This window comes from Natrinema hispanicum, from assembly GCF_004217335.1.
Lineage (GTDB): Archaea > Halobacteriota > Halobacteria > Halobacteriales > Natrialbaceae > Natrinema > Natrinema hispanicum.
In genome coordinates this window covers 522,939-545,916 of record NZ_SHMP01000004.1, presented here as the reverse complement: position 1 = coordinate 545,916, position 22,978 = coordinate 522,939, and the positions used below count along the sequence as shown (strand labels likewise).

The 22,978-nt window shown below is 61.6% G+C and carries 19 protein-coding genes and 5 pseudogenes; 15 read left to right on the top strand and 9 right to left on the bottom strand.

The annotated features are described in order from the left end of the window. Positions 1-209: 209 nt before the first annotated feature. Positions 210-746 (top strand): DUF7344 domain-containing protein, encoded by a 537-nt coding sequence (locus tag BDK88_RS09690; RefSeq protein ID WP_130500252.1) that lies wholly within the window; start codon positions 210-212, stop codon positions 744-746. 144 nt (positions 747-890) lie between these two features. Here the strand turns inward: BDK88_RS09690 and BDK88_RS09685 are convergent, their stop codons facing one another. The 3 genes and pseudogenes from BDK88_RS09685 to BDK88_RS09675 form a co-directional block, all read right to left on the bottom strand. After that, entirely contained in the window at positions 891-1,871 is a 981-nt protein-coding gene (locus BDK88_RS09685) for a DUF1616 domain-containing protein (RefSeq protein WP_130500251.1), read from the bottom strand. Between the two features lie 205 nt (positions 1,872-2,076). Then, a complete protein-coding gene (locus tag BDK88_RS09680; RefSeq protein ID WP_008011976.1) occupies positions 2,077-2,352 on the bottom strand; it encodes a PadR family transcriptional regulator in 276 nt (91 codons plus the stop codon). A 234-nt stretch (positions 2,353-2,586) separates the two neighbouring features. After that, a pseudogene (locus BDK88_RS09675) lies at positions 2,587-2,920 on the bottom strand (helix-turn-helix domain-containing protein). Positions 2,921-3,591: 671 nt separating this feature from the next. Here BDK88_RS09675 and BDK88_RS09670 point away from each other — a divergent pair. Next, positions 3,592-3,753, top strand: a complete 162-nt coding sequence (locus BDK88_RS09670) for a DUF7563 family protein (RefSeq protein WP_449289259.1) — start codon at positions 3,592-3,594, stop codon at positions 3,751-3,753. A gap of 358 nt (positions 3,754-4,111) precedes the next feature. Continuing rightward, complete coding sequence (locus tag BDK88_RS09665; protein WP_092935252.1) at positions 4,112-4,615, top strand: DUF7344 domain-containing protein; 504 nt, start codon at positions 4,112-4,114, stop codon at positions 4,613-4,615. 224 nt (positions 4,616-4,839) lie between these two features. Here the strand turns inward: BDK88_RS09665 and BDK88_RS09660 are convergent, their stop codons facing one another. The 3 genes from BDK88_RS09660 to BDK88_RS09650 form a co-directional block, all read right to left on the bottom strand. After that, the gene (locus BDK88_RS09660) at positions 4,840-6,546 is read right to left on the bottom strand and encodes a DUF7282 domain-containing protein (RefSeq protein ID WP_130500250.1); all 1,707 of its coding nucleotides are present in this window, start codon (positions 6,544-6,546) and stop codon (positions 4,840-4,842) included. A 236-nt stretch (positions 6,547-6,782) separates the two neighbouring features. Continuing rightward, positions 6,783-7,283 carry a helix-turn-helix transcriptional regulator gene (locus tag BDK88_RS09655; RefSeq protein ID WP_130500249.1) on the bottom strand — a complete coding sequence of 167 codons (501 nt, stop codon included), beginning with the start codon at positions 7,281-7,283 and terminating at the stop codon, positions 6,783-6,785. 459 nt (positions 7,284-7,742) lie between these two features. Then, positions 7,743-8,729: an NAD-dependent epimerase/dehydratase family protein gene (locus tag BDK88_RS09650; protein ID WP_130500248.1), complete on the bottom strand. Its 987-nt coding sequence runs from the start codon at positions 8,727-8,729 to the stop codon at positions 7,743-7,745. Between the two features lie 274 nt (positions 8,730-9,003). On the opposite strand from BDK88_RS09650, the pseudogene allB reads away from it, so the two are divergent. Next, a pseudogene (allB, locus tag BDK88_RS09645) lies at positions 9,004-10,380 on the top strand (allantoinase AllB). A gap of 483 nt (positions 10,381-10,863) precedes the next feature. Beyond that, the gene (locus tag BDK88_RS21535) at positions 10,864-12,123 is read left to right on the top strand and encodes a hypothetical protein (RefSeq protein ID WP_207225265.1); all 1,260 of its coding nucleotides are present in this window, start codon (positions 10,864-10,866) and stop codon (positions 12,121-12,123) included. Positions 12,124-12,189: 66 nt separating this feature from the next. Here BDK88_RS21535 and BDK88_RS09635 read toward each other — a convergent pair whose 3' ends face one another. After that, positions 12,190-13,260: a quinone-dependent dihydroorotate dehydrogenase gene (locus BDK88_RS09635; protein ID WP_130500247.1), complete on the bottom strand. Its 1,071-nt coding sequence runs from the start codon at positions 13,258-13,260 to the stop codon at positions 12,190-12,192. Positions 13,261-13,468: 208 nt separating this feature from the next. Between BDK88_RS09635 and BDK88_RS21150 the strand changes: the two genes are divergently transcribed. After that, on the top strand, positions 13,469-13,636 hold the full coding sequence (locus BDK88_RS21150) for a hydrogenase maturation nickel metallochaperone HypA (protein ID WP_165396938.1): 168 nt from the start codon (positions 13,469-13,471) through the stop codon (positions 13,634-13,636). 134 nt (positions 13,637-13,770) lie between these two features. On the opposite strand, the gene BDK88_RS09630 is transcribed toward BDK88_RS21150, so the two are convergent. Both BDK88_RS09630 and BDK88_RS09625 read right to left on the bottom strand, forming a co-directional pair. Beyond that, positions 13,771-14,103: a (2Fe-2S) ferredoxin domain-containing protein gene (locus tag BDK88_RS09630; protein ID WP_130500246.1), complete on the bottom strand. Its 333-nt coding sequence runs from the start codon at positions 14,101-14,103 to the stop codon at positions 13,771-13,773. Then, positions 14,100-14,288: a hypothetical protein gene (locus BDK88_RS09625; RefSeq protein ID WP_130500245.1), complete on the bottom strand. Its 189-nt coding sequence runs from the start codon at positions 14,286-14,288 to the stop codon at positions 14,100-14,102. Before BDK88_RS09625 ends, BDK88_RS09630 begins: the two co-directional genes overlap by 4 nt. A 216-nt stretch (positions 14,289-14,504) precedes the next feature. On the opposite strand from BDK88_RS09625, the gene BDK88_RS09620 reads away from it, so the two are divergent. The 9 genes and pseudogenes from BDK88_RS09620 to BDK88_RS09580 all read left to right on the top strand — a co-directional run bounded on the left by BDK88_RS09620 (position 14,505) and on the right by BDK88_RS09580 (position 22,966). Continuing rightward, positions 14,505-15,572 (top strand): monovalent cation/H+ antiporter subunit E, encoded by a 1,068-nt coding sequence (locus BDK88_RS09620; protein WP_130500244.1) that lies wholly within the window; start codon positions 14,505-14,507, stop codon positions 15,570-15,572. Next, positions 15,572-15,850 (top strand): cation:proton antiporter, encoded by a 279-nt coding sequence (locus BDK88_RS09615; protein WP_008012003.1) that lies wholly within the window; start codon positions 15,572-15,574, stop codon positions 15,848-15,850. The genes BDK88_RS09620 and BDK88_RS09615 overlap by 1 nt, the downstream gene beginning before the upstream one ends. Further along, positions 15,847-16,215, top strand: coding sequence for a monovalent cation/H(+) antiporter subunit G (gene mnhG / locus BDK88_RS09610; protein ID WP_130500243.1), 369 nt, complete (start codon positions 15,847-15,849; stop codon positions 16,213-16,215). The genes BDK88_RS09615 and mnhG overlap by 4 nt, the downstream gene beginning before the upstream one ends. Then, positions 16,212-16,752 (top strand): annotated as a pseudogene (locus tag BDK88_RS09605) (DUF4040 domain-containing protein). Before mnhG ends, BDK88_RS09605 begins: the two are co-directional and overlap by 4 nt. Continuing rightward, positions 16,753-17,262 carry an MnhB domain-containing protein gene (locus BDK88_RS09600; protein ID WP_130500242.1) on the top strand — a complete coding sequence of 170 codons (510 nt, stop codon included), beginning with the start codon at positions 16,753-16,755 and terminating at the stop codon, positions 17,260-17,262. It begins immediately after the preceding pseudogene. Beyond that, positions 17,255-17,626 (top strand): cation:proton antiporter subunit C, encoded by a 372-nt coding sequence (locus tag BDK88_RS09595; RefSeq protein WP_130500241.1) that lies wholly within the window; start codon positions 17,255-17,257, stop codon positions 17,624-17,626. The genes BDK88_RS09600 and BDK88_RS09595 overlap by 8 nt, the downstream gene beginning before the upstream one ends. Further along, positions 17,619-19,133, top strand: coding sequence for a proton-conducting transporter transmembrane domain-containing protein (locus BDK88_RS09590; protein WP_130500240.1), 1,515 nt, complete (start codon positions 17,619-17,621; stop codon positions 19,131-19,133). The genes BDK88_RS09595 and BDK88_RS09590 overlap by 8 nt, the downstream gene beginning before the upstream one ends. Further along, positions 19,134-21,112 (top strand): annotated as a pseudogene (locus BDK88_RS09585) (proton-conducting transporter transmembrane domain-containing protein). It begins immediately after the preceding gene. Then, positions 21,112-22,966 (top strand): annotated as a pseudogene (locus BDK88_RS09580) (Na(+)/H(+) antiporter subunit D). The pseudogenes BDK88_RS09585 and BDK88_RS09580 overlap by 1 nt, the downstream one beginning before the upstream one ends. Positions 22,967-22,978: the final 12 nt, after the last annotated feature.

Sequence of the window (22,978 nt, the reverse complement as noted above, 5' to 3'; positions counted from 1 at the left end):
GTTTGCGGCCACGGACGAACGGATAGGTCCCGTTCTCATCCGGAAACGTTGGATTGGGCGTCTGTCACGGCCGCTAACTGGTACAAAACCCTTTCGCGACGGTAGTCGAGTGATAGTAAAGTGTCACAGTCTGGCACTCGGCGGTGTGAGGTATCCGAGCACATCCGACTGCCGGAATCGGCACCGGAGACGACGGGACGAGGGGAGCGATGTCTGAAACCGAACTCACCCAGGCCAAGCTGTTCGACGTCTTTAGCAACGCGCGGCGACGACGAACAGTTCAGTTCCTCAAACAGCAGGGCGGTTCCTGTGATCTCGCGCCGCTCGTCGAGCAGGTCGCTGCCTGGGAAAACGACACCGATCCCGACGACGTGACCCGAACTCAGCGCCGACGGGTCTACATCTCGCTGTACCAGACCCATCTGCCGATGCTCGAGGATCACGGCATCGTCGACTGGGATCCGGAGGGCCACGAAATCGAGTTGCTCCCGAACGAGGAGCGCTTCGAGCCCTACCTCGATCGACACCTCGAGAGCCAACACGCGTGGCACCGCTTCTATGCAACCGTCACGGCTATTGGCGTCGTCGCGTTCGGGCTGTCGGTGCTCGCGATCGGGCCGTTGACGAGCGCACTCGCGCCGGTCGTGGCGTTGACACTCTGTGTCGTCGTGTTCGCCCTCTCAGTGGCCCAGCATGTCTCACGTCGTCCCCTCACCGAGCTTCCGCTTGGTCGTACGAGCCGGTAGCCCGTCTTCGCTGTCCCCGTCGCCGGGGGAGGCAGATCGATAGCCGAGCCGGTCGTGTCGATCGATCCCCCGCGTTCCTTCTGCGGATACAAACGCACCTCGCGGGCTTGGCTTACGGGAAGCTCGCGTTCAGCGTGGCAGCTGTCACCTGTCGGTCACGTCCACCCAGAAGTGGGTTTCCTCTGCAGCGTTTTCGTTCGTCGGAGTGGCCGGCGGCTCGTCGTGATAGAGTAAGACACTGATTCGAACCGTTTCGTTGGCTGCCACCGTCGGTGTCACCGATCGCTCGCTGCGTGCGGTCGTCCCGTCAGCGACGGTCGTATTGAGCCGCTGTAACTCGGTTCGCTCGACGACGGCATCGTCCTCGAGGACCTGCTGTTGGATGACGACCGTGTAGTCCTGCTGGGTCCCTTCGTCATTTTCGATCGCGATGGTCATGGGAATCGACGTTCCCGGCGCGATCTCGCTCGGAAGTTCGCCGGCGACCACCTCGCCATCGTCGGTTTCGCTATACAATGCGAGTTCTGTGTATCCGCCCGCCGAGACGGGCAGTAACACCCCGACGAACAGTGCGCTGACTGCCGCCCCGATCGCTATCACGAGGACGACCGACGACGCCGTGAGGCCTGCATTGCGGAGCCGCCCGAGACTCGCGATCGGAGCGACGGTAAACCGCTCGGTGTCCGGCGTTCGAACTCGTCGTACGACGCCGAGTTGTGCCAACACGACCGTCACGGCTGCGAGTGCCGCGGCGATCGACTGTGCGCTCAGCCCCCAGTCGGTGACTGGCAACACGAGGACGATCAGCGGCACGATCGCAAGCGACAGGACGAAGGCTAGCCCCATACGTTCGATGACGTCGATTCCGCGGGGGCGGGCCTCTGCTGCCGTCGCCGCCGTTCTGTTCGCGCTTCGCTTGTCGGTCGGAAATAGCGTCGAGACGAGCGCATAGCCCGGCAGAAACAGGACAAGCGGTACCATCGCGAACAAGCGGAGCCCGCTTTCGGTTCCGAATCGCGTCACAAGCAGATACGCGACGGCCGCACCGACCGAGACGGCTGCGAGATCGAACGGGTAACGACGAATGAATCCGAACCGCAGCCAGGTGCTCGCTCGATGACTCATCGACGGTCCACCGACTGTCGCTGTTTGGCATCCGAGTTCGGTCCCTGTACGGAGAAGACGAGTGCCATACTCGTTGGACGATGCAGTCTTCCGTGCTTTGTTATGGCTGTATTACCGGCACGAGCGGCGCAGCGAGGTCAGTCGTTCTAGCACCGTCGCTACCGCGTTACTCGCAGCTCTCGTATCGGCTTCCCGAGCGTCCGGTCTAAAAGTCGACGTACTGTTCCTCCCACTCCCGACGAGCTTCGATCTGTTCTCGACCGGCATCGGTGATCGCATAGTAGTTCGTTCGTCTGTCGAGCTGTCCTTTCTCGACCAGCTCTTTATTGACGAGCGTATCGAGATTCGGGTACAACCGCCCGTGATTTATCTCCGAGCTGTAATATTTCTCGACCTCGTCTTTGACGGTCTGCCCCGACGGGCGGTCAGCTCCTGCGATCACGTACAGCAGGTCGCGCTGGAAGCCGGTCAGATCGTGCATTGCTCAATCACACAGACCGTTCCACTGAGTGGATATTTGTTATCCGTATCATACAGTGACCCTTCCGTCCGTCCATCCTGTGTTACTCGAGCGTAACTGCGGCTTCTCGTGACAGTCACTCGATCGTCAGCGGGGCCGTTGTGACGGCGCTCGAGGGGGATGTCGTCCCGAACAACGTTGCTGATAGGGGCAGCGAACGGATAGCTATCGCGTCGGTAATACGATCGTCGGCAGTCAGCCGTCGCCCTCTGCCACCGCGACGTTAATGCCGTCCGCGTCGATTCGGACACGGAGGACGTCGACGGTCGACTCGTAGGCGGTCGTATGTGAGCCGTCGTCTTCGAATCGCACGCATTCTTCGATGAGATCGCTCTCGAGGAGATTGTTGATTCGTCGGTACACCGTTGCCGACGAGCTCTCCGTTCGTTCGGTCAGTTCCTTTGCCGTCTTCGGCCCTTCGCTCGTTGCGATGAGGATCGTCCGGGCACAGTCGTCTCCGAGGACGTCGAGTTGGGCCGCTGGATCGGCGGTCGATTCCGATCGGAGTGTTACTCGCTTGTGTTGACATGATTGTGATCACCCGTCTATGACGGGGCGTGTCTGTTCGCTCTCTGGGAGAGGTGTCGATTCGAGAGGGCCGAGATACTGTCGGCCGTCACCGGACGTGAGAGCCGCCGAGATCGTCCGGCGAACCCACCGTACGGACAGCCCACAGTATCGCTGGACCACCACTGCCGGGGATACCACGATTACATTCCGACACGAGGATCGGTAAGCGATAGTGGTATTTTATAACGATGTACCTTACAAGCTGCCGCCACTTCGTTCCACGACGTAAGATCGTATTTCGAGGCGGAAACTACAGCTTTCAACACCGTCCCGGCATCGTCAACAACGCGTTTGCTCACTGAATGAACGCCAATACAGCTGAATTCGGGTTGAAGTCGAACGACGTGTCTTCGGCGACAATCCGGCTATAGCCCTGCTACTGACCGATATCGGCCAGCAAGCGGTTGTTTCCCGACTCTCTAGACCAACGTCACTTATGAACAGTCAACGTCCTTTATTCGCGTTTGCTTCCCTCGATACGACGATGTCCGGACGCGTATCGGGCTGGCAGAACGGTCTCGTCGCCACGTCGGGACTGACCGCGACTGGTTCCGCCTGCGGCGAGACCATCGATACGCGTCCGCATACACCCCCAAACCCATGAACGCCAAACAACACGACTGGAAGCCCATGGAATCGTCGACAGCAGGCGCTCGATGCCGAAACTGTGGGACACACGTCACACAGCAGTTCGCTCGCGTCTTCGGTGATAACGGCGATATCGTCCATGGCTGCCCGTCCTGTACGACGTATCGGGAGATGCAATCCGGCGGCCATCTCCCTGGCGAATAAGTGCGAAACCGTCCGCGTGTTTTCCGGCAGTTCTCGCTTCCCGAGCGTCCACCGCCCTGTCCCTCGAGTCTGCACCCTCGATCGGTAACGGGCGTGGTGGACTGAGACGGACACCTGTCAGCGAGGTCTGGTATACCCGTGACCGCCCCGCCGATCACCGAGCACTCGGGATAGCAACCCGTCTGACTGCCTCCCTGTACCGTCTTCCTACCACAGGCTGCATGCGTCTTAGTCACGTGGATACCGTCAGCACCCACCGTAACCTGCAAAAGTTAAAGTTAGTGGTCAGTGAAGTGGGGGTACATGGTCATTGGTGGTGGACGGCCCCTCGAGAACCCTCGCGTCTTCTCTCTCATCGATGTCAGTTCAAACGAACAGAACTGAGCCACTCGAGGAGAGTGAGGTCTTTCACATCCTCGGCAACGATAGACGGCGGGCTATCGTTCAGTTGCTCGCAGCGGCGGACGGACAGATCGATGTCTCCGACGTTGCGACCGAGATCGCCGCGACCGAATCGGACACCACGCCCGTTCCGAATAACCTCTACAAGAGCGTCTACGTTTCTCTCCAGCAGACACATCTCCCGCAGCTGGAAGAAGACGCCGTGATCGAGTACGACTCCGATGCGAAGACGATTCGCCCCGGCGGCCACTTCGACGAGGTCCTCCAGTACGTCGACGGCCACTCGGACGACTACTCCCGCGTCTTGCAGCTCCATCTCGGACTCTGTACCCTTGGCCTCGTGATCATCGCGCTGGCCGGTCTCGAGGTACCCGTGTTCTCGAGCATCGATCCGGTACTCTCGAGCGTCATGATGTTTCTCGCCGTTGCCGCAAGCAGTCTGTATCAACTGCTTGGGTGAGATGAGCGTCGGTGGTCACTGATACGGTCTGCTGTCAGTCATTTCCGGAGGGACCGCGAGCCGTCCTGCGGTCCCTCTGGTAAACAGTTACAGCAAACCGTATGCCGGCTCGCTGGCTGTCCGTCGATCGATGCTGACCGCCCAGTCATCCGCGCACATCGACTGCGAGAAAAGACGCGTGTCCGGTAGTGCGGCAGCGCAGTGACGAGCCGAACTGGAACCGATTAGTCGGCCGTCACGCCACTATCGGCTCCGTCATCGAAACCGTCGTCGGTTTCGTTGATCCCGATCTCGTCTTCATCCGTCTCGTTTTCGAGACCGGTGTCGTCTTCGGTCTCGTCAACGCCCTCTTCGACACCAACATCGTCGGCTTCGGTCAACTCGATCGTCGCGACTTCGCCGGCTTCGTCACCCAGCACCATGTGGATGTACTCGCCGGGCTCGAGGTCACTGGTGTCGACTTCGAACTCGACGATTTCGCTGTCGCCACTCTCGAGCGTCACGTTCTGGTCGGCGACGAGGTCACCCTCGAGACGGAACTCGATCGTCTCGGTGCGTTCCTCATCGGTGGGGTTCGAGACGTTTGCCGTCACGGTGATGTTCTCACCGATCGTGGCACTGTCTGGTGCCTCGAGATCACTGATGTTGAACGCGGTCGCCTCGAGCTCGTCCTCGACTTCCTCTTCGTCGGTGACGTTGTCCTCTTCAAGGTCTTCGTCGACCGGCTCTTCTTCGGTGACGTTATCCTCTTCAAGGTCTTCGTCGACCGGCTCTTCTTCGGTGACGTTATCCTCTTCAAGGTCTTCGTCGACCGGCTCTTCTTCGGTGACGTTATCCTCTTCAAGGTCTTCGTCAACCGGTTCTTCCTCGGTGACGTTGTCTTCGTCCTCCTCCATCTCGTCTTCGACTTCCTCTTCGTCAACTGGCATCTCCTCGACGGTGACGTTGTCAGCCGAGACGTCGCCGTCAGTGATGTTGTCGATCTGATCAACGATCTGCTCAGTGTCGACGTCTTCACCGACGACAGCGATGTACGCGGTGACGTTCTCGAGGGTTACGTCCTCGATGGTTGGGTTTTCGACTGTAATGAAGACCGGCTGTCCCTCACCCTCGACCGGAATTTCTTCTATCGGCATCTCGTCTTCGTCCGGCGCTTCTTCAGTGACGTTATCGACATCTTCTTCATCGTCAGCCATGTCGTCTTCGACCGGCTCTTCTTCGGTGACGTCATCGACGTCCGCTTCATCGTCAGCCATGTCGTCTTCAGCCGGCTCTTCCTCGGTGACGTTGTCCTCGGCTGGCATCTCGTCAGCCGGTTCCTCCTCAACTGCGCCCTCGACGGTGACCACTGCCTCGTCGGTCACCGGTTCGCCGTCAGGCGTGAGGAACGGAACGTCTTCTTCACCCTCAGTTTCGACGAAGTCGTACGTCTCGTTCTGGTTCGTATCGCGATGCGGCATCGCGATCAGCGTCTCGCTCTCCTCGAGCGGGTCGTCGAGCGTCACCGTGACGTTCTCGTGGGTCCCCGCTTCGAGGTACTCCGAGGTGCCGATGACGCTACCGATGGCGTCGCCGACGAGGAGGCTACTGTTGTGGATCGACACGAACCCGGGGCTCGCCAGCGTGACGTTCGCGACGACGACCGTCTCGCCGTCGGTCGTCTGATCGTTAAACGTCACGTACGCGGGTTGTTGCGCGGACTCGTTGTCCGCCGCCTCGGTTTCGTCCTCGTCGTCACCCTCGGCGGTGACGCCGTCCTGTTCGTCGACTACAGTCTCGTCTGCTGTTTCGTTTGCCGAGTCGTACTCGTCCTCGCTGGTGTCGTTGCTCTGGATGGCGTTGCCGTTCGCTGCGGCTGCCACCATCGCCCCGCTCGAGCACACGAGCATCAGCGCGGTAAGTACGACGAGCACCTGATTGCGTGCGTTCATGGTTGCCGTAAAGGCATCTTCCCCGTCGTTCGTACAGCGGATAAACTGGCAGAACCATTACGCTGAGAAATCGGATACTACGACTCAGCGGGCGTGTACGCAGTGGCAGCTTCGCTCACGGAAAACAACGATTGTTGATAGGAACGGTCCCCGCTAGTACTCCGTCACGCGTCGACGTGCGAGTCGACCCAGCGAACCGCGATCGGTTCGACCCGCAACGCAGGCGTGACGAACCACTAGTCGTCATGAGGCTGTTCGGACGATTTCGACGCTGTCGGTTCGTGACCCGGCAGACAAACCAGATTTTCCCGCCCGAGACGCAGTTTCGTGACCTGATCGTCCGCCTCGAGGTCGGCAAGCAGTCGGCTGACCTTCGCTTTCGACCAGTCGACGGAGTCTACGATGTTCGACTGCTTCATTCGGCCGCCGTTTTCCTGGAGGAGTTGCTGAACACGCTCTTGATCTGTCAGAAACTCCTCGTGGTCTGTTTCCGCATCGGATGTGAGCGAGGCTGCGTTCCCGTATCGGTTTCGTGCGATGAGCACCACTCCAAGAAGCGCAAGCGCGAGCATGCCGATGAGTGCGGCGAGGTGGGCACCTCCATCGAGTTGGAGCGGCCGAACCGACCACGGTGCGAACCCGGATCGCGAGCCTGCGCCCGCCACACCGACGATCGCGTTACTGATCGACGGAACGAACGCTGCGGTGGACGCGGCAACCAATTGATAGATGCTCATGGCTGTAGCAAATCCGTATTCGCCTCGTTCATGTCCTGTACGGTCGTGACCACTCTACAAATCCTTTTTTATAGCCCATATGCTGTTAGTATTCTATCTGTATCTCTTTCCGTCCGTGAATTCCACTCGACCGACCGATACCGAGCCGTCGTCGCTGGCCAGTCACTTCGACTGCGGCGCTGTCGACGCGACTCGTGAGCGCCCGGCCGAAACAGTCACCAATCATGGGATAGGCCGCCTTTGTTCAACGGATCGAATAAACTAGACCGGACGTTTGGGACGGTTAGTGCGGATTTGCCCCGGATTACCGGAGTAAAAAAACGTTGGTGAGACTCTCTCCGAATCAAACACGACGCGACGAGTCCCGCGTCTCGGCCGGTTCTGACGTCACCCATCGATTTCGTGTTCGACACACCGACGCGATTCAACCCCCGTCGTACCGATCCCACCGGATCGAGCTCAGCTAAACGACCCGCTTCCCTGACGTTCTTGGACGGGACCAGTATCCTCGTCGGGCAGCGTCGCCGCCCCCTCTCCGACCAGCGACCGAATCCCCGACTCGAGGCTGATTCGCGTCTCGAATCCGAGGTCGCGGCTCGCTTTCGACGTGTCTGCGCCGCTGTGTCTGATGTCACCGGGGCGGGGTTCGCGGTGGACGATCGGTGACGAGGACCCCGTTGCATCGCGGATCGTCTCGGCCAACTCCTCGATTGTCGTTCGCTGGCCCGTGCCGATGTTGTACGCTTCGCCGACCGCATCGGTCGTCGCCGCCCGCAGGTTCGCCCGGATGACGTCGCTGACGTGGACGAAGTCACGACTCTGCTGGCCGTCTCCCTCGATCGTGATCGGCTCACCTGCCCGCGCCTGCTCGAGAAACGTCGAGATGACGCCGCTGTAGGGGCCCTGCTGGCGCGGTCCGTAGACGTTGAAATACCGAAACGCGACGGTTTCCAGTCCGTACAGTTCCTCGTAGAGGCGCGCGTACTGGTCGAGTGCGAGCTTCTGGACCCCATACGGCGAGGTCGGGTTCGTCCGTGCCGTCTCCGAGACCGGAAGTTCGTCAGGGTGGCCGTAGACCGCCGCGCTCGAGGCGACGACGACCCGCGCATCTTCCTGGCGGGCCTGCTCTAAGAGTAGCAGGCTCGCCTCGAGATTGGTTTCGTTGCTCTGTCGGGGCGCGTCGACGCTCTGGGAGACGCTGACGAGCGCGGCGTGGTGAAAGATGATGTCGACGCCGCGGGCAGCCTCTTGGACGGCGATCGGGTCGCGAACGTCGCCGTCGATCACCGTCACGCCCTCTGGGAGGTAGGCCCGGTCGCCCGTCGTGAAGGTATCGAGGACCCTGACCTCGTTGTGCGGGTGGAGCGCATCGACGAGATGGCTGCCGATAAAGCCCGCACCGCCGGTCACGAGCACTGTTCGGTCGCGAATCGCTGGCGAGTCCATCCCGTCTCGCTACCAGTCCCTCGCTGTTTAGTATCCGACTCGTACCCCTGTCTCTGCGGTCAGTATCCCGTGGAAGGCACTGCCTACAGGCTCGTTCGTCGCCAGTGTGCGGTGGGCGCGGGAACTGACTCGAGTGCCTCCCGTGTTCCTCGTGTGCTGTCGCCCGTGCGAACGCAAACGAGGCGAGCCGACAAACTGTGTCGGCATCCGGTCCATCCAGTACCGCGAGCCGTTTGGGGAAGCTATATGCGCGGCCCTCGGCAACCCCAGAGCAATGACTGTCGATCTCGTCGTGCGCAACTGTACCGTCGTGACGCCCGCGGGGCGAACCCCCAACGGGGGCGTTGCAGTCGAGGACGGCACCATCGTCGCCGTCGGCCGCAGCGATCGGCTCCCCGACGCCGACCGCGTCGTCGATGCCGACGGAAACGTGCTCGTCCCCGGTATCATCGATGGCCACATCCACAACCGCGAGCCCGGCCTCGAGTACAAGGAAGACTGGGAGTCCGCGACGCGAGCGGCTGCTGCCGGCGGCGTGACGACCGTCGTCGGGATGCCCAACACGGACCCCGTCATCGACCGGCCCGACCACCTCGAGCTCAAGTTCGAGCGCGGCGAGGCGTCGGCCCACGTCGACTTTCAGAGCTACGCCGTCGTCACCTCCGAAAACATCGAGCAGATTCCGGCAATCGACGAAGCCGGCGCACTCGGCTTCAAGATTTTCCTCGGCTCGACCGTCGGCGACGTGCCGCCGCCGAACGACGGCGAGATTCTCGAGGCGATGGAACGCATCGGCGAGACGGGCAAACGGCTGGGCTTCCACGAGGAAAACGGCGAGATTATCGACCACTACACCGAACGGTTCCAGGCCGAAGGCAGAAACGAGCCGATCGACCACTCCCACTCCCGCCCCGTGATCGCCGAACAGGAAGCCGTCGAGCGGATGCTCACCTTCGCCGAGGAGACTGATGCCAAGATCCACATGTTCCACGTCTCCTCGGGGTCGGCAGCCGAGGCCGTCGCCCGGGGGAAAGCCCGCGGTGTCGACGTGACCGCCGAGACCTGTCCCCACTACCTCTGGTTCACCGAGGAGGTCATGCGCGAGAAGGGCAACGTCGCCCGTGTCCAGCCACCAATCCGGGACGCCGACGAGCAGGCCCGACTCTGGAACGCACTCGAGGAGGGCGCGATCGACACCATCGCTACCGACCACGCACCTCACACGCCAGACGAGAAGAAAGTCGACGATCCATTCGGCAACACCTGGGACGCGATTTCGGGCTTCGTCGGCCTCGAGACCGAAGTCCCCGCCATGCTCACCTTCGTCGACGAGGGCCGGTTCACGCTCGAGGAGTGGGTCCGTCGCCACTCGACGCGTCCCGCACAGGTCTGGGGCATGTATCCACAGAAGGGCTCAGCTGCAGGTCGGCTACCGACGCGGACTTCACAATTGTCGACCCAGATCGAGAGTGGACGCTCGAAGATCGCGACACCCTGCACTCGAAAAACTGCGTGACGCCGTTCGAGGGCGAGTCCTTCACCGGCAAGACAGGTCACGACGGTCGTCCGCGGCGAAGGTCGTCTACGAGGACGGCGACTGTCGTCGGCGAATCAGGCTATGGGCACGCGTGTCGACATCGATACCGAGTAGCTACCGCCTCGAGTCACCATCTTCGGAGCGAGTTTCGATTTTCGCGTCGAGTGAACCCGATGGCTGCGTCCGATTGCGTGTTGTAGTTACCGATGCGGGCGCTTTACTGAGCGTCTAGCCGATTATTTGTTCCCCCTGAACGTCACCGAGAGTATCCGCTTACTTCCAATGTTCAGGACTGATCTACACCAACAACTAGAATTATTGATATTAGGGCCGCAGGGCCGCCGGGATATCCGGATTGAAGCGATGGCCAGTAGCTATTATTGTGACTGAAAACATACGACGCAAGCAATCGATCAAATTCGGTCGAGTTGATGCTTCTTCTCCGTGATTATCTCCGTAGTACTGTAGCGCATACTAGAACCTGAGAGATTACTTCTAGGCGTAGATAACGTCGGATAGTAGTTACGTGCTACTCTACAAAACAGGATACAGGACCTCTATAACAATACTGTGACAGGTTGCGACACTATCTGGACTATGAGAGAAGACAACCAGGAGTGTCGTAGTGTTAATCGCAGACGGTATTTAAAACGAATCACCGCAGGGAGCATAAGCCTCGCTGCACTCGGTGGCTTCCCGGCGACAACCACTGCACAGAATGGAGACGGTATCGAAGTCGAAGCAGAGTTCTGTGGGGAAGCTAGCACACCACCGGAGGACCCTCCAGGTGGGCAGGCAGGACAATGTATCAACTGCGTGCGCGCTGTGTGCGAGACTGAACCAACTGCGGTTGCCTTGTACACCGGTCTCACCGGGACCTGCTTTACGCTCCCGGCAGCGGCCATTCCGGAGGATGCCGACTATCTGACGCTGAAAGCCGGACAGAACTGTTTTCGGGCGGACGTGCCCCAAGATGCGGAAGGCAATGTTACATGGTGCTTGCCGGAAGGATCACAGGATATCAGCAACGCAACGTTCTACTCGTGTGACGGCGAGGACGTTCCGACGGTTGACAAAGTAACCATCACGTGTAAAAAAATAGCCATCAATACTTCGAATATTCCCAGTGGTGATACGCTCACTGTGAAGGTTACATTCGGGGACGGAGAGAAAACGTACGAACCCACTGTTGGGGCCGACGGCACCGCGCACGTTACGCTGCCTGGAGATCGAGATATCACGGCTGTCGTTATTACGTACAAGGGCACGGTGTTATACGCCGAAATGGTCGATATTCAATGCCCGAAACCGATGCCGAAGTGTCCTGACGGACTCAACATCGCGTACAAGTACAAGTACGGCGAGTGGTGGCCAGATACCTATGATGATATTGGGGACGAAGTCGATCCGGACGTATTCACCATCAAGGGAGATCAAAAAGAAGTAACGATCTGTGCACCCTTCCCATTTGTTGTCAGCTATGCCACCCGCAAGAAAGGCGGGAAAGGCAAAGATGGCTGGAAGGGCTGGAAGGGCTGGAAAGGCTGGAAGGGTTGGAACGACAAGAAAGGCCACATGAAGCACGAGAACATGTTCGATCAGTTCTTCGGGGGCCACGGCGAGCACGGTGGCAAACACGGTGGCAAGCACGGCGGTAAACACGGTGGTAAGCACGACGGTAAACACGGTGGCAAGCACGGTTCGTGTGGTTGCTTCGATGACTGTAAGGAACAAGAGCCGGTTCTCGCCGAGAAAGTTGACGGCCAATATTGTGCCACAATCACGAGTGCCATGGATGGAAAGCCGAAGAAGAAAGCAGAGATCTGCTGGTTCCGCGTGCACTGTCCAGAAGAATAACGAAAGCGGTCGGAACCGATCAAGATCGCGGTCAAGACAGAGGCCGTGACGAACGCAGTGGGTGAGTCACTCGAGGCCTGCACCCACCGCGTCTTCGACCGACGAAAAGCCGTCGCGCTCGAGCAACTCGACGAGTCCCTGATTAATCTGTTTTGCCGTCGACGGCCCCTGATAGACGAATCCGGTATAGAGCTGGACGAGCGAGGCACCCGCACGGATCTTGGCGTATGCGCTGGCGGCCGAGTCGACGCCGCCGACGCCGATAATCGGCACCTCGCCGTCGGTATAGTCCGCGATCGACCGGATCATGGCCGTCGAGCGACGTTCCAGCGGCTTCCCGCTGAGTCCGCCCCACTCCTGTTTGTTGGCCGAGACGAGCCCGTCGCGACTCGTCGTGGTGTTCGTCGCGACGATACCGTCGAGGCCGAACTCCTGGACGATGTCGACGAGATCGAAGACGGAGTCTGTGGGTGAGTCTGGCCCGATCTTCACCAGCAGCGGGACGTCCGCGTCGTTTTCGGCCTCGAGCGTCTCGAAGATCGCTCGCAAGTGGTCCGGCGAGCCCTCGTCGAACTCCTCGGGCGTGTTCGGACAGGAGACGTTGACGACGACGTAGTCGGCAAACGGCGAGAGCCGGTCGAAGACACGCCGATAATCCTCGATCGCCTCGCGTTCGCTCGAGGAGTTCATTTTCCCGACGTTGACGCCGAGCGGAATCTCGGGGGTGCCGTCGGCTTCGAGGCGAGATTTAACCGCTTCCATTCCCTGTCCGTTGAAGCCCATCCGGTTGACCATTGCCCGATCCTCGCGCAGGCGGAACAGCCGGGGGCGGTCGTTACCCGTCTGTGCGTACGGCGTGACGGTGCCGATCTCGACGAAGCCAAAGCCAAGCGCGGCGAGGGCGTGTGTCACTTCTGCGTTCTTGTCGAACCCGGCGGCGATGCCGACCGGATTCGGGAACGTCGTGTCGAACAAATCGACCTCGAGAGCAGGGTCCTCGTACTGATAGGCATACGAAAGCGCCCGCCGCGTCGGCCACGTCGACTGGACTGTCCGGAGCGTCCGCTTGCCAAGCTCGTGGGCCGTCTCGGCCGGCAGCTTGAACGCGAGGGGGCGAACCCGAGAGTACAATGTCATTGCCCCCACGTGGGAACGGCCCATAGGTAAACGTCTCGAAGCGCTCGAGAGTGTGTCACGACGAACAGCCGTGAACGGCTATTGACACACGACAGACAATGGTAATATCCAAAATCGGAAGACAAATGTCTAGTTCTAGAACGGTAAAATAAACAAATATCCACAAAGTATTTGCCAGAACACTCTCGAAATTCATTCGAAATCACGAATGTCCTCCTTTGATGGACTATTCAGCGTCATCGGGATCGGTCGCGACTCGACCGAGCAACCGCCCATCCACTACGAGTGTCGTCGGTGTGGCAAGACGCTCTCGAAACGCGACACTGTCTGTCCGCTGTGCGGATCGACGGACGTCGCCGAAATTCAGCTCCGATAGCCTCCAGACAGCTACAGCTGTGTGGGGGTACCTCCACGAAACTGAAGCGATTCGGAGGGTCGTCGTCACGGTGGACGATGACCTGCGTTTCGGGCCGTGTCAATCCGTCGACCGTGGTCGATTCGGAGTCGTTCTCAGCGCTCGTCGCAGACACGTTCTGCGTCCGGGCCGAACGCCGACTCGAGCACGTCCGGTACGTCCCCCGGCTGTACGTCCGAGTACCAGACGTTTCGCGGCTGAATCGTCATCGCGGTCCCGTTCTCGCTACAGAGCCCGAGACACGAGGTTTCGCTGACCGATACCGCAGTCCAGAACGCGTTTCGCTCGCGGAGCCAGTCTTTGACCGCCTCGAGGGTCGTTTTAGCTCCCGCCGCGCCACAGCTCGCGTACTCGGCGTCGCGGTCAGTGGTACAGACGAACACGTGGGCGTCGAAACGATCGCGTTGGTGATCCGTTTGCTCTTTCATGGGCTCGTCAGCAAGTCCTCGCGGCGCTCGGTTGCCGACCGGACGCCGGCTCGCGTCTGCAGCCACGCCAGCCAGCTGGCCACGATCGCCCAGCGCCCTCCCTGATTCAGAACAGTCGTCGGTAGCTGTACGGTCGTGTGCTCGTCACGTCCGGACCCGATTCGGTCGTGAACGGTTTCGGCCATCATACAAGTTAAATTGTCTTACTGAAAATCTAGTTGTAAATCTATCGGTCTCTCACCGACGGCAGCGGTGTCAGCTTCCTGTTGACTCTTCAACGAAGACGAGACTGAAATATCACGAATGTCCAGTGGAATCCGCGGGAACACGCGACTGCTGGTCGATAACGAAATCGTTTTCCCATGGCTGCCGTTTAAGTCGACTAACAACGACAGTCATGAATGTCCACCGACGGTCACCAGGAGGGAGCCGCCGTGGCGGTTGAACGCCTGCTCGTCCCGCTGTCGGACACGGTGACCGTCCGGCAGACGGTCGGCTACGCCGTCCAGTCGGGACTCGAGGACGCCGATTCCCTCGAGTGTCACCTCGTCGTCGCGATGCCGTACGACGCCGACGTACCCGAGAGCGACCGATATCGCGACGATGCCGAGAACCTGCTCTCGCGGGCGCGAAGCTGGGTCGAAGAAGACGCCGGTACCACCGACGTGACGATCGAAACGGCGACGATCGGTGTCGACGAATACCTCTTCGGACCCCGTGACTACGCCGAGATCTTCGACGCCTACGCCGCCGACCATGGGATCGATCGCGTCGTCATCGATCCGGAATACCAGCCCGGCGTCACCGCACAACTGCTCCAGCCGCTCGAGCGCGAACTCGAGCGAATCGGGCTGACCTACGAGGAAGCACCGGTCGAGCGACCGGCTCGCCGTGGCCGACTCGTCGGCGAGACCGAGGACCTCGACCGACTGTTCGCGACGTTCTGGATCTCCTATGGGTTCTATCTCGTACTCGGTGATCCGACCTACTGGTTCGATCTGCTCACCGGCGCGGCGGTCGCCGGCATCGTCGCCGTCTCGCTCGCGCAGGTGACCTTTACCGTCCCGCTCGATCGTGTCCAGTCTCCCATTCGTGTCGTGCGGTTTGCTATCTACGTCCCATATTTGCTCTGGGAGATCATCAAGGCCAACATCGCCGTCTCGGCGGTGATCCTCAGACCGTCGATGCCGATCGACCCCTCGCTGAGCCGCGTCAATTCACGCGTTCGAAGCGGGCTACCGCTGACTGCGCTCGCAAACAGTATCACGCTCACGCCGGGGACGCTGACGGTTCGGGCGACCAACCAGGAGCTGCTGGTCCACTCGCTGATCCCCGACGCTCGCGAAGACCTCTTTGACGGCGGCTTAGAGCGGGGCATCCGCTTTGTCTTCTACGGTCGCGACGCCGCGGCGATCCCCTCGCCACGCGAACGCGACGACGCCGAAATCGTGGGGGGTGAGGAACTGTGATGCCGTGGTCGCTCGAGACGGTATTCCTCGGCGGAGCCGCCGCATTCGTCGTGCTGGCGATCGCGATGTTTTATCGTGCCGTCGTCGGGCCGACGACGCAGGACCGGCTGCTGGCGGTCAACGTCCTCGGGACGAACACGGTCGTCATCCTCGCCCTGCTGGCGGCAGGTCTCGATCAGGCGTGGTTTCTCGACGTGGCGCTGATCTACGCCCTGTTGAACTTCCTGATGTCGATCGCGATCTCGAAGTTCACCGTCGAGCGAGGTGGGGTGTTGTGATCGAGACACTCCAGTTCTGGGCGGTCGTCGTCCTCCTCGGCCTCGGCGTATTCTTTACGTTCGTCTCGACGGTCGGTGTGCTCCGGCTGCCGGATATCTACGCGCGAGCCCACACTGCCTCGCAGACGGACACGCTCGGCGCGGGATTCGCACTGGCTGCCGTCGCCGTCGCCTTCGGCTGGCAGCAGGCGACGGTATATTCCGTCTTGTTGCTGTTTTTCGTGTTCATCACGAACCCGACGGCGGCGCACGCGATCGCACGCTCCGCAGCCGAGACGGGTGTCGAACCCCTCCTTACAGAGGACCCTGATGACGCCGATGACGATGCCACGACCGCTGTCGAAAGCGAGGGTGAGGTACAATGAGTGTCCTCGCGTACACGCTCGCGGTGTTTATCCTCGCAACGGCAGTCGCGACGGTGCTGTTTCGCGACGTGCTGTCGGTCATCATCGTCTTCGGGGCCTACAGTCTCGGCATGGCGATCCTCTATACGTTCCTGCTGGCACCCGACGTGGCGATGACCGAGGCCGCGATCGGTGCCGGCGTGACGACGCTGCTGTTGTTGCTGACGATCGCCCGGACGACTCGCCCCTCGACCGACAGGCTTCGAGAGCGGGTTCACCTGCCGGCGGTCGCTGTCGTCGGTGCGTTCGTGCTCCTGCTGTGTGTTGCCGTTTTGCCCGAAATGTACGCCGTCGGGATCACGGAGACCCCAGTCTGGTCGAACCCCGACGTGACCCAACACTACATCCGGGAAACCTACGCCCAGACTGGCGTGTCCAACGCCGTCACGTCCGTCCTCGCCGCCTACCGTGGGATTCGACACCTTCGGCGAGGCGGTCGTCGTCTTTGCGGCCGGCGTCTCGACGCTGCTCGTCTTGAAACGCGAGGTGTTTGCCTGAATGCCAGACCCTTACGACGATACGTACACCGAGAGCCAGGTGATCATGACTGCCGTAAAGATCATCGCACCGTTTACGCTCACCTACGGGTTGTTCATGACCTTCCACGGGGGCGACGCCCCTGGCGGCGGGTTCCAGGGCGGTACCATCGTTGGCGTCACGGTCCTCATGCTCGCCTTTGCCTTCGGGATCGAACCGACCCGCCAGTGGCTTCGCAACTCGTTTCTCGTCGGCCTCATCACCGGTGGCGTCATCATCTTCGGCGCGATCGGGCTCGGAATGATCGCGCTTGGCGGGAACTTCCTCGAGTTCTACCAGCTCAAGGAGATCTTCCACATCAAACCGAAGTGGGGACTCGAGGCCATCGAGATCGCCGGCATCTCGCTGATCGTCTCGGGAGTCATGATCTCGCTTTTCTTCTCGATGGCGGCCGGGTTCTCGCCCGAACGCCCGAGCGGAACCGGCGGACGCGAGGAGTCGGCCGATCGGGGGGTGAGCGACGATGATTGACATCCTGACGAGCCACTACACGTACGTCTTGGTCTTCGTGTTGCTCGGTCTCGGAATCTACATGACGATCGCCAGTGAGAACCTCGTGAAGAAACTGATCGGCGTGAGTCTCTTCCAGACGGCCATCTTTCTGTTTTTCATCTCGATGGCCTATCTCGAAGGGGGGTCGGCACCGATCGTTCCCCACGAGGCAAATCCCGGCGAGCTCATGGTCGCGAGCCCGCTGCCACAGGTCATCGTGTTGACCGCCATCGTCGTCGGCATCGCGCTGACGGCGGTCGGACTGGCGTTGGTCATCCGCATCTACGCGGAGTATGGCACACTTCGCGAGGATACGCTTCGGGAGGTGCGTGCCGATGAGTAGCGCTGAGTTGCTCCCGCCGCTGTTGATCGCCGCGCCACTGCTGGCAGCAACGCTCCCGATCGTCCTTGGGCTCTGGACCGACCGGACTGGCTGGCCCATCGCCGCGGTCACGACTACTGGCCTCTTCGGCGCTGCCGTTGCCCTCGCGAGCGCCGTTTACACCGGCACCGACGTCCCGGTCACCCACGAACTGGGCGGCTATCCGCGGACCTACGGAATCCAACTCGTCGCCGACCAGTTCTCGGTCCTGATCGCTCTACTCGTGACGGCGGTCGCCACCGGTGTCCTCGTCTATACGCGCCAGGGCGGGCCGCGTGGCAACACGTTCTACACTGCCTACCTGCTGCTGACCGGTGGGTTGCTCGGGATCACCCTGACCGGCGACGTGTTCAACCTGTTCGTCTTCCTCGAGATCACGAGCATCGCGACCTACGCGCTCGTCGCCAGCGGCGACGGCCCCGAGTCGGCGGTCGCCGCGCTGAAGTACCTGATCCTGGGGACGATGGCCGCATCGATGTACCTGATCGGCGTCGCGTTCCTGCTGATGGCGACGGGGACGCTCAACATGATCGAACTCGCCACGGCGATCCCGGCTGCGGAACGGCCGACGTTGATCCGAGCCGGCTTCGGGTTCATCGCCGTTGGCTTCGCTACCAAAGTCGCCCAGTGGCCGCTGCACACCTGGCAGCCAAGCGCCTATCAGCAGGCCCCCGACGGCGTGACGCCGCTGATCGCCGCGCTCGTCTCGACGGCATCCGCCTACGCCTTTGGCCGACTGATCGTGACCGTCTTCGGCGTCGACTATCTCACCACGATGCCGAACGCGGCCACAATCGTCCTCACGATCGGCTGCGTGAGCGTCCTCGCGGGAACGGTGCTGGCCGTCATCCAGACCGAGGTCAAGCGAATGCTCGCGTACTCGTCGGTTTCGCAGTTTGGCCTCGTCATCGCGGCCTACGGCGTCGTCATCGCCGGCAGCTCCGAGACGGCTTTCATCGGTGCCGCGATCCATCTCATCGGTCATGGGCTGGTGAAAGCCGGGCTCTTCCTGGGGGTTGCACTCGTCGCGCGGAGTTACGGTGCCCGTACCGTCGACGAGTACGCCGGCCTCGCCAAAGCACGGCCGGTCGTCGCCGGCTCGATGGCTGTTCTCTTGCTCTCGCTCGTCGGCGTCCCACCGGGCGTCGGCTTCGTCGGCAAGTGGTACATCGCACTGGGTGCCGTCCAGTCGGAACTGTGGCCCGTCGCCGCCGTGATTTTCCTCAGTACCATGCTGACGCTTGCCTACGCCGCCCGCCTGCTCGAGAAGATGTACTTCACGCCACCGGCGGCGCTCGAGTGGCCCCGCACGACGGAGCCAGTCGCGACCGACGGTGGTGACACAGTCGTCTCGGTCGGTATGCTCGCGATCGTCGTCGTCGCCGCCGTTGGTGCCGTTGCACTCGGCTTCGCCGGCGGGACGATCGCCGGGCTGCTCGAGCCGTTCCTTATCGAGGTGTTCAACTAAATGGTTGCAGATATCCGTCCGCTCGCTGCTGTACTCGTCTCGGCCGTCGCGATCGCCCTGATCATCGCGTCGCATCGTCGCCCCAACCTTCGCGAGGGGTGGTCCGTGCTGGCTGCCCTGACGAAGTTTGGGCTCGTCGTCAGCATGCTCCCCGCGGTCATGGACGGTACCGTCTTCCGGTGGAGTCTCAAAGAGTCGACTGGGATCCAGTTCCTCGAGGGCATTGACTTTGCCCTGCGTGCTGATCCGCTGGGAATCTTCTTCGCGCTACTTGCGAGTTTCCTCTGGATCTTCACGTCGTTCTATGCTGCGGGCTACATGCGCGGACTGTCGGAACACGATCAGACCCGCTTTTTCGCCTCGTTCGCGGCCAGCCTCTCGGCTGCCGTCGGGATCGCCTTCGCGGCGAATCTGGTGACGATCTTCGTCTTCTACGAGTTGCTGTCGCTTGTCACCTATCCGTTGGTCGCCCACAACGAGGACGAAGAGGCCCGCATTGCTGGCCGGAAGTATCTCACCTACACGTTCTTCGGCGGTGGGGTCTTCCTGCTCGCCGGCACCGTGATGATCTACTGGCTGACGAGTCTGGTCAGTGAGGGCCCGACGCTCGCCTTTGAAGCGGGCGGCATGGACGCACTCGCTGCCGCCGCACAAGTCGAGCCGGTCTACGCACAGGCGGCCTTTTTCCTGCTGATCGCCGGCTTCGGCGTCAAAGCCGCGCTGATGCCGCTGCACTCCTGGCTTGCCGACGCGATGGTCGCGCCCACGCCCGTCTCCGGGCTGCTCCACGCCGTGGCGGTCGTCAAGTCCGGCGCGTTCGGTGTTGCCCGTGTGATTCTCGAGGTCTACGGCCCGGGCTGATCTACGACCTTCCACTTGACATCCCGGGGATCGGCGAGGTCGGGCTGAACATCCCGGTGGCGATCGTTGCGGCGTTCACGCTGACTGCAGCGAGTATCATCGCGATGCGCAAAGACCACCTCAAGCGCCGGCTGGCCTACTCGACGACGGCACAGCTCTCTTACATCGTGCTCGGGCTCTCCTTGCTTCACCCCTACGCGATCGTCGGGGCACTGTTCCACATCCCCGCACACGCGTTCGCGAAACTCACCCTGTTCTTCTGTGCCGGCGCGATCCACGTCGAAACTCACACCGACTACATCAGTGAGATGGCCGGCATCGGTAAACGGATGCCGCTGACGATGAGTGCCTTTACGATCGGTGCCGCAGGGATGGCCGGCCTGCCGCCGATCGCCGGCTTCGTCAGCAAGTTCTACATGCTGATCGGGGCCGGCGACGTCGGCGGCAGCTACTGGCTGTTCGCCGGTGCACTCCTGCTCTCGGCCGTGCTCAACATCGCGTACTTCTGGCCGGTCGTCTACACTGCCTTCTTCGAAAGCGAGGATCGCCACGACGCCAAACCGCTGCTCGAGTTCCCGGAGGGGGGCCTCATCCAGTCGTACGCTACCACGTCGGACGACGAGAGCGTCGCTGCTGATGGCGGCGAGCCCGCTGACACGTCCGGTATCGAGAACGAGCCACACGCAGCCGACACGGATGACTACGAATACGCTGTCGACAAATACCCAAGCGATCATACGACCGCCGACACGGATGCACCGAGCCAGCCTACCGACACCCAATCGACCGAGGCCAGCACCCGCGACGACCACAGCGATCACGACGACCACGACGAGTCAGTCGCCGCCGTCGATCACCACGGCGACCACGACGACCATCTTACCGGTGGTCCGCCGGCCGGCGGCTGGCCGCGTCGCTCGCCGCGGACAGAGAGCACGTGGCTCATGCTCGCGCCGATCGCCGTCATCGCCACGGGCGCGGTCGTCCTCGGGATCGGTCCCGACTACGCTGTCTTCCTCGAGTTGGCGACCCGGATCGTCGAAGGCGTCTTCGGGATGCCCTTCGAGCAACTCGGAGACGTGCCGTTCGGTGAGCTCATGACGGAGGTGACCAACTAATGGAACTCGAATTCCTCTCGCTGGCGTACCCGCCGCTTTTGATCTTCGCCGCGGCGCTACTCGTGCTCGTCCTGCCCCGAATCGCCGGTTTCACTCTGGGCGCGCTCAGCCTCGCAGCCGTACTGGCAATCTCGCTGGTCGCACCTGGCGGGGAGCATCTGGGCGGGACGTTCCTCGGCTTCGAGGTCGTCCCCTACTACGTCGACGACTTCTCTCGGATGGTCGGGCTCGGACTCGGCTTTTTGGGGATCTGTAGCGTCATCTACGCGTACTCGAGCGAGGCCGAGCAAGACGCTCGTCACGTTAGCGCTCGTCTACGTCTCTTCGTCGATCGGCGCGGCCTTCGCCGGCGACTGGCTCGTGCTCCTGTTCATGTGGGAGCTAATGGCCGTGACCAGCACGCTCGTCGTCTGGCAGTACGGCGGCGAGGCGGTCCGGGCCGGCTTCCGATACGCCCTGTTCCACGGCACCGGTGGCGTGCTCGTGATGTTGGCGATCGCCGCTCACTACGTCCAGACTGGGACGTTCATCTACACCGAAACCGGGATCGCCACCGGCATTCCGGCGCTGCTGGCGGTACTCGGGATGGGCGTCAACGTCGCCTTCATCGGCGTCCACACCTGGCTGCCCGACACCTACCCGCGACCGCATATCGCGGCCTCGGTGTTCCTCTCGGTCTATACGACCAAGACGAGCGCGTTCATCCTCTACCGGGCGTTCCCCATCGGGAGCGAAAGCGATCTGGCGATCTACGTCGCGTACATGGGCGGGCTGATGGCCGTCTACGGGGCGACGTTCGCCCTGCTGCAACACGACATGCGGGCGCTGCTGTCCTACCACATTCAGGCCCAGCTCGGGTATATCGTGGCCGGGATCGGCATGGGTGCGGCGATGTCCTCCGAAATCGCCGTCGCTGGCGCGCTATCGCACTTGTTCAACAACATCTTGTTCAAGAGCCTGCTGTTCATGGCCGTCGGCGTCGTCATCTACCGCACCGGCGAGGAGGACCTCTACAAGCTCGGCGGGCTCTGGCGCGAGATGCCGCTGACTGCGATCGGGTTCGGCCTCGGTGCGCTTTCGATCACTGCGATTCCGGGCTTCAACGGCTACGTGAGTAAGGGGATGCTCTTCGACGCGGCGAACCCCGATCCACACTACTACGGCCAGCCCGAGTACCAGGCGCTGTACTGGCTGCTTTGGCTCGGCGCGATCGGAACCCTTCTCTCGTTTATCAAGCTCGGCTACTACGTCTTCTTCCACGGCGACAGCGAGTTCGAGGTCGCCGACGCCAAACCCGGCCAGACCGTTGCGATGCTCGGACTGGGTGGTGCCTGTCTCCTCTTCGGCGTCTGGTGGGAGGGACTTGCAGACCTCGCGCCGACGCTGCACGCCCACGGCGGCCACTTTACGTTCGCGTATCCTGGCGGTGAGGGCACGCTCCATCCCTACAGTCCGAGCCACCTCGAGACCGCTGGCATCCTGACCGGCGTCGCGGCCGTCACCTTCGCCGTCGTCCGGAAGCCGCTCTCGAAACTCGATCTGGGTGATCCGGCGATGGTCGTCTACCCCGTGACGTACTACGGCAGCCGCTGGACGATGCTCGCGGTGACGGAGACGTACGCCGCCGTCGACGCCGCCGTTGTCGGCGCGGTCAAACGCTGCTACTGGGCTGGGAACAACCCGGTCCTCGCTGTCGATGCGGCCGCACGCCGACTCCCGCTGGTCGAGGTCGACGAGCGCCAGCCGACCGACGGCGGCCGTCCCTCGACGATTCACCTCCGGGCGAGTATCGGGACCACCGTCCTTCTATTGACGCTCGTCCTGACGGTAGTCCTGTGGCTGCTCGTGGTCTGAGGGCGTCGAACT

What these genes read in the sequence shown, in the direction of transcription:
- BDK88_RS09600 (WP_130500242.1), top strand. Translation starts at nt 16,753, where the DNA reads ATGCCAGACCCTTACGACGATACGTACACCGAGAGCCAGGTGATCATG.
- BDK88_RS09680 (WP_008011976.1), bottom strand. Translation starts at nt 2,352, where the DNA reads ATGCACGATCTGACCGGCTTCCAGCGCGACCTGCTGTACGTGATCGCA.
- BDK88_RS09620 (WP_130500244.1), top strand. Translation starts at nt 14,505, where the DNA reads ATGTCCACCGACGGTCACCAGGAGGGAGCCGCCGTGGCGGTTGAACGC.
- BDK88_RS09655 (WP_130500249.1), bottom strand. Translation starts at nt 7,283, where the DNA reads ATGAGCATCTATCAATTGGTTGCCGCGTCCACCGCAGCGTTCGTTCCG.
- BDK88_RS09665 (WP_092935252.1), top strand. Translation starts at nt 4,112, where the DNA reads ATGTCAGTTCAAACGAACAGAACTGAGCCACTCGAGGAGAGTGAGGTC.
- BDK88_RS09595 (WP_130500241.1), top strand. Translation starts at nt 17,255, where the DNA reads ATGATTGACATCCTGACGAGCCACTACACGTACGTCTTGGTCTTCGTG.
- BDK88_RS09660 (WP_130500250.1), bottom strand. Translation starts at nt 6,546, where the DNA reads ATGAACGCACGCAATCAGGTGCTCGTCGTACTTACCGCGCTGATGCTC.
- BDK88_RS09670 (WP_449289259.1), top strand. Translation starts at nt 3,592, where the DNA reads ATGGAATCGTCGACAGCAGGCGCTCGATGCCGAAACTGTGGGACACAC.
- BDK88_RS09635 (WP_130500247.1), bottom strand. Translation starts at nt 13,260, where the DNA reads ATGACATTGTACTCTCGGGTTCGCCCCCTCGCGTTCAAGCTGCCGGCC.
- BDK88_RS09650 (WP_130500248.1), bottom strand. Translation starts at nt 8,729, where the DNA reads ATGGACTCGCCAGCGATTCGCGACCGAACAGTGCTCGTGACCGGCGGT.
- BDK88_RS09630 (WP_130500246.1), bottom strand. Translation starts at nt 14,103, where the DNA reads ATGAAAGAGCAAACGGATCACCAACGCGATCGTTTCGACGCCCACGTG.
- BDK88_RS09615 (WP_008012003.1), top strand. Translation starts at nt 15,572, where the DNA reads ATGCCGTGGTCGCTCGAGACGGTATTCCTCGGCGGAGCCGCCGCATTC.
- BDK88_RS21150 (WP_165396938.1), top strand. Translation starts at nt 13,469, where the DNA reads ATGTCCTCCTTTGATGGACTATTCAGCGTCATCGGGATCGGTCGCGAC.
- BDK88_RS09685 (WP_130500251.1), bottom strand. Translation starts at nt 1,871, where the DNA reads ATGAGTCATCGAGCGAGCACCTGGCTGCGGTTCGGATTCATTCGTCGT.
- BDK88_RS09590 (WP_130500240.1), top strand. Translation starts at nt 17,619, where the DNA reads ATGAGTAGCGCTGAGTTGCTCCCGCCGCTGTTGATCGCCGCGCCACTG.
- BDK88_RS09625 (WP_130500245.1), bottom strand. Translation starts at nt 14,288, where the DNA reads ATGGCCGAAACCGTTCACGACCGAATCGGGTCCGGACGTGACGAGCAC.
- BDK88_RS09690 (WP_130500252.1), top strand. Translation starts at nt 210, where the DNA reads ATGTCTGAAACCGAACTCACCCAGGCCAAGCTGTTCGACGTCTTTAGC.
- BDK88_RS21535 (WP_207225265.1), top strand. Translation starts at nt 10,864, where the DNA reads ATGAGAGAAGACAACCAGGAGTGTCGTAGTGTTAATCGCAGACGGTAT.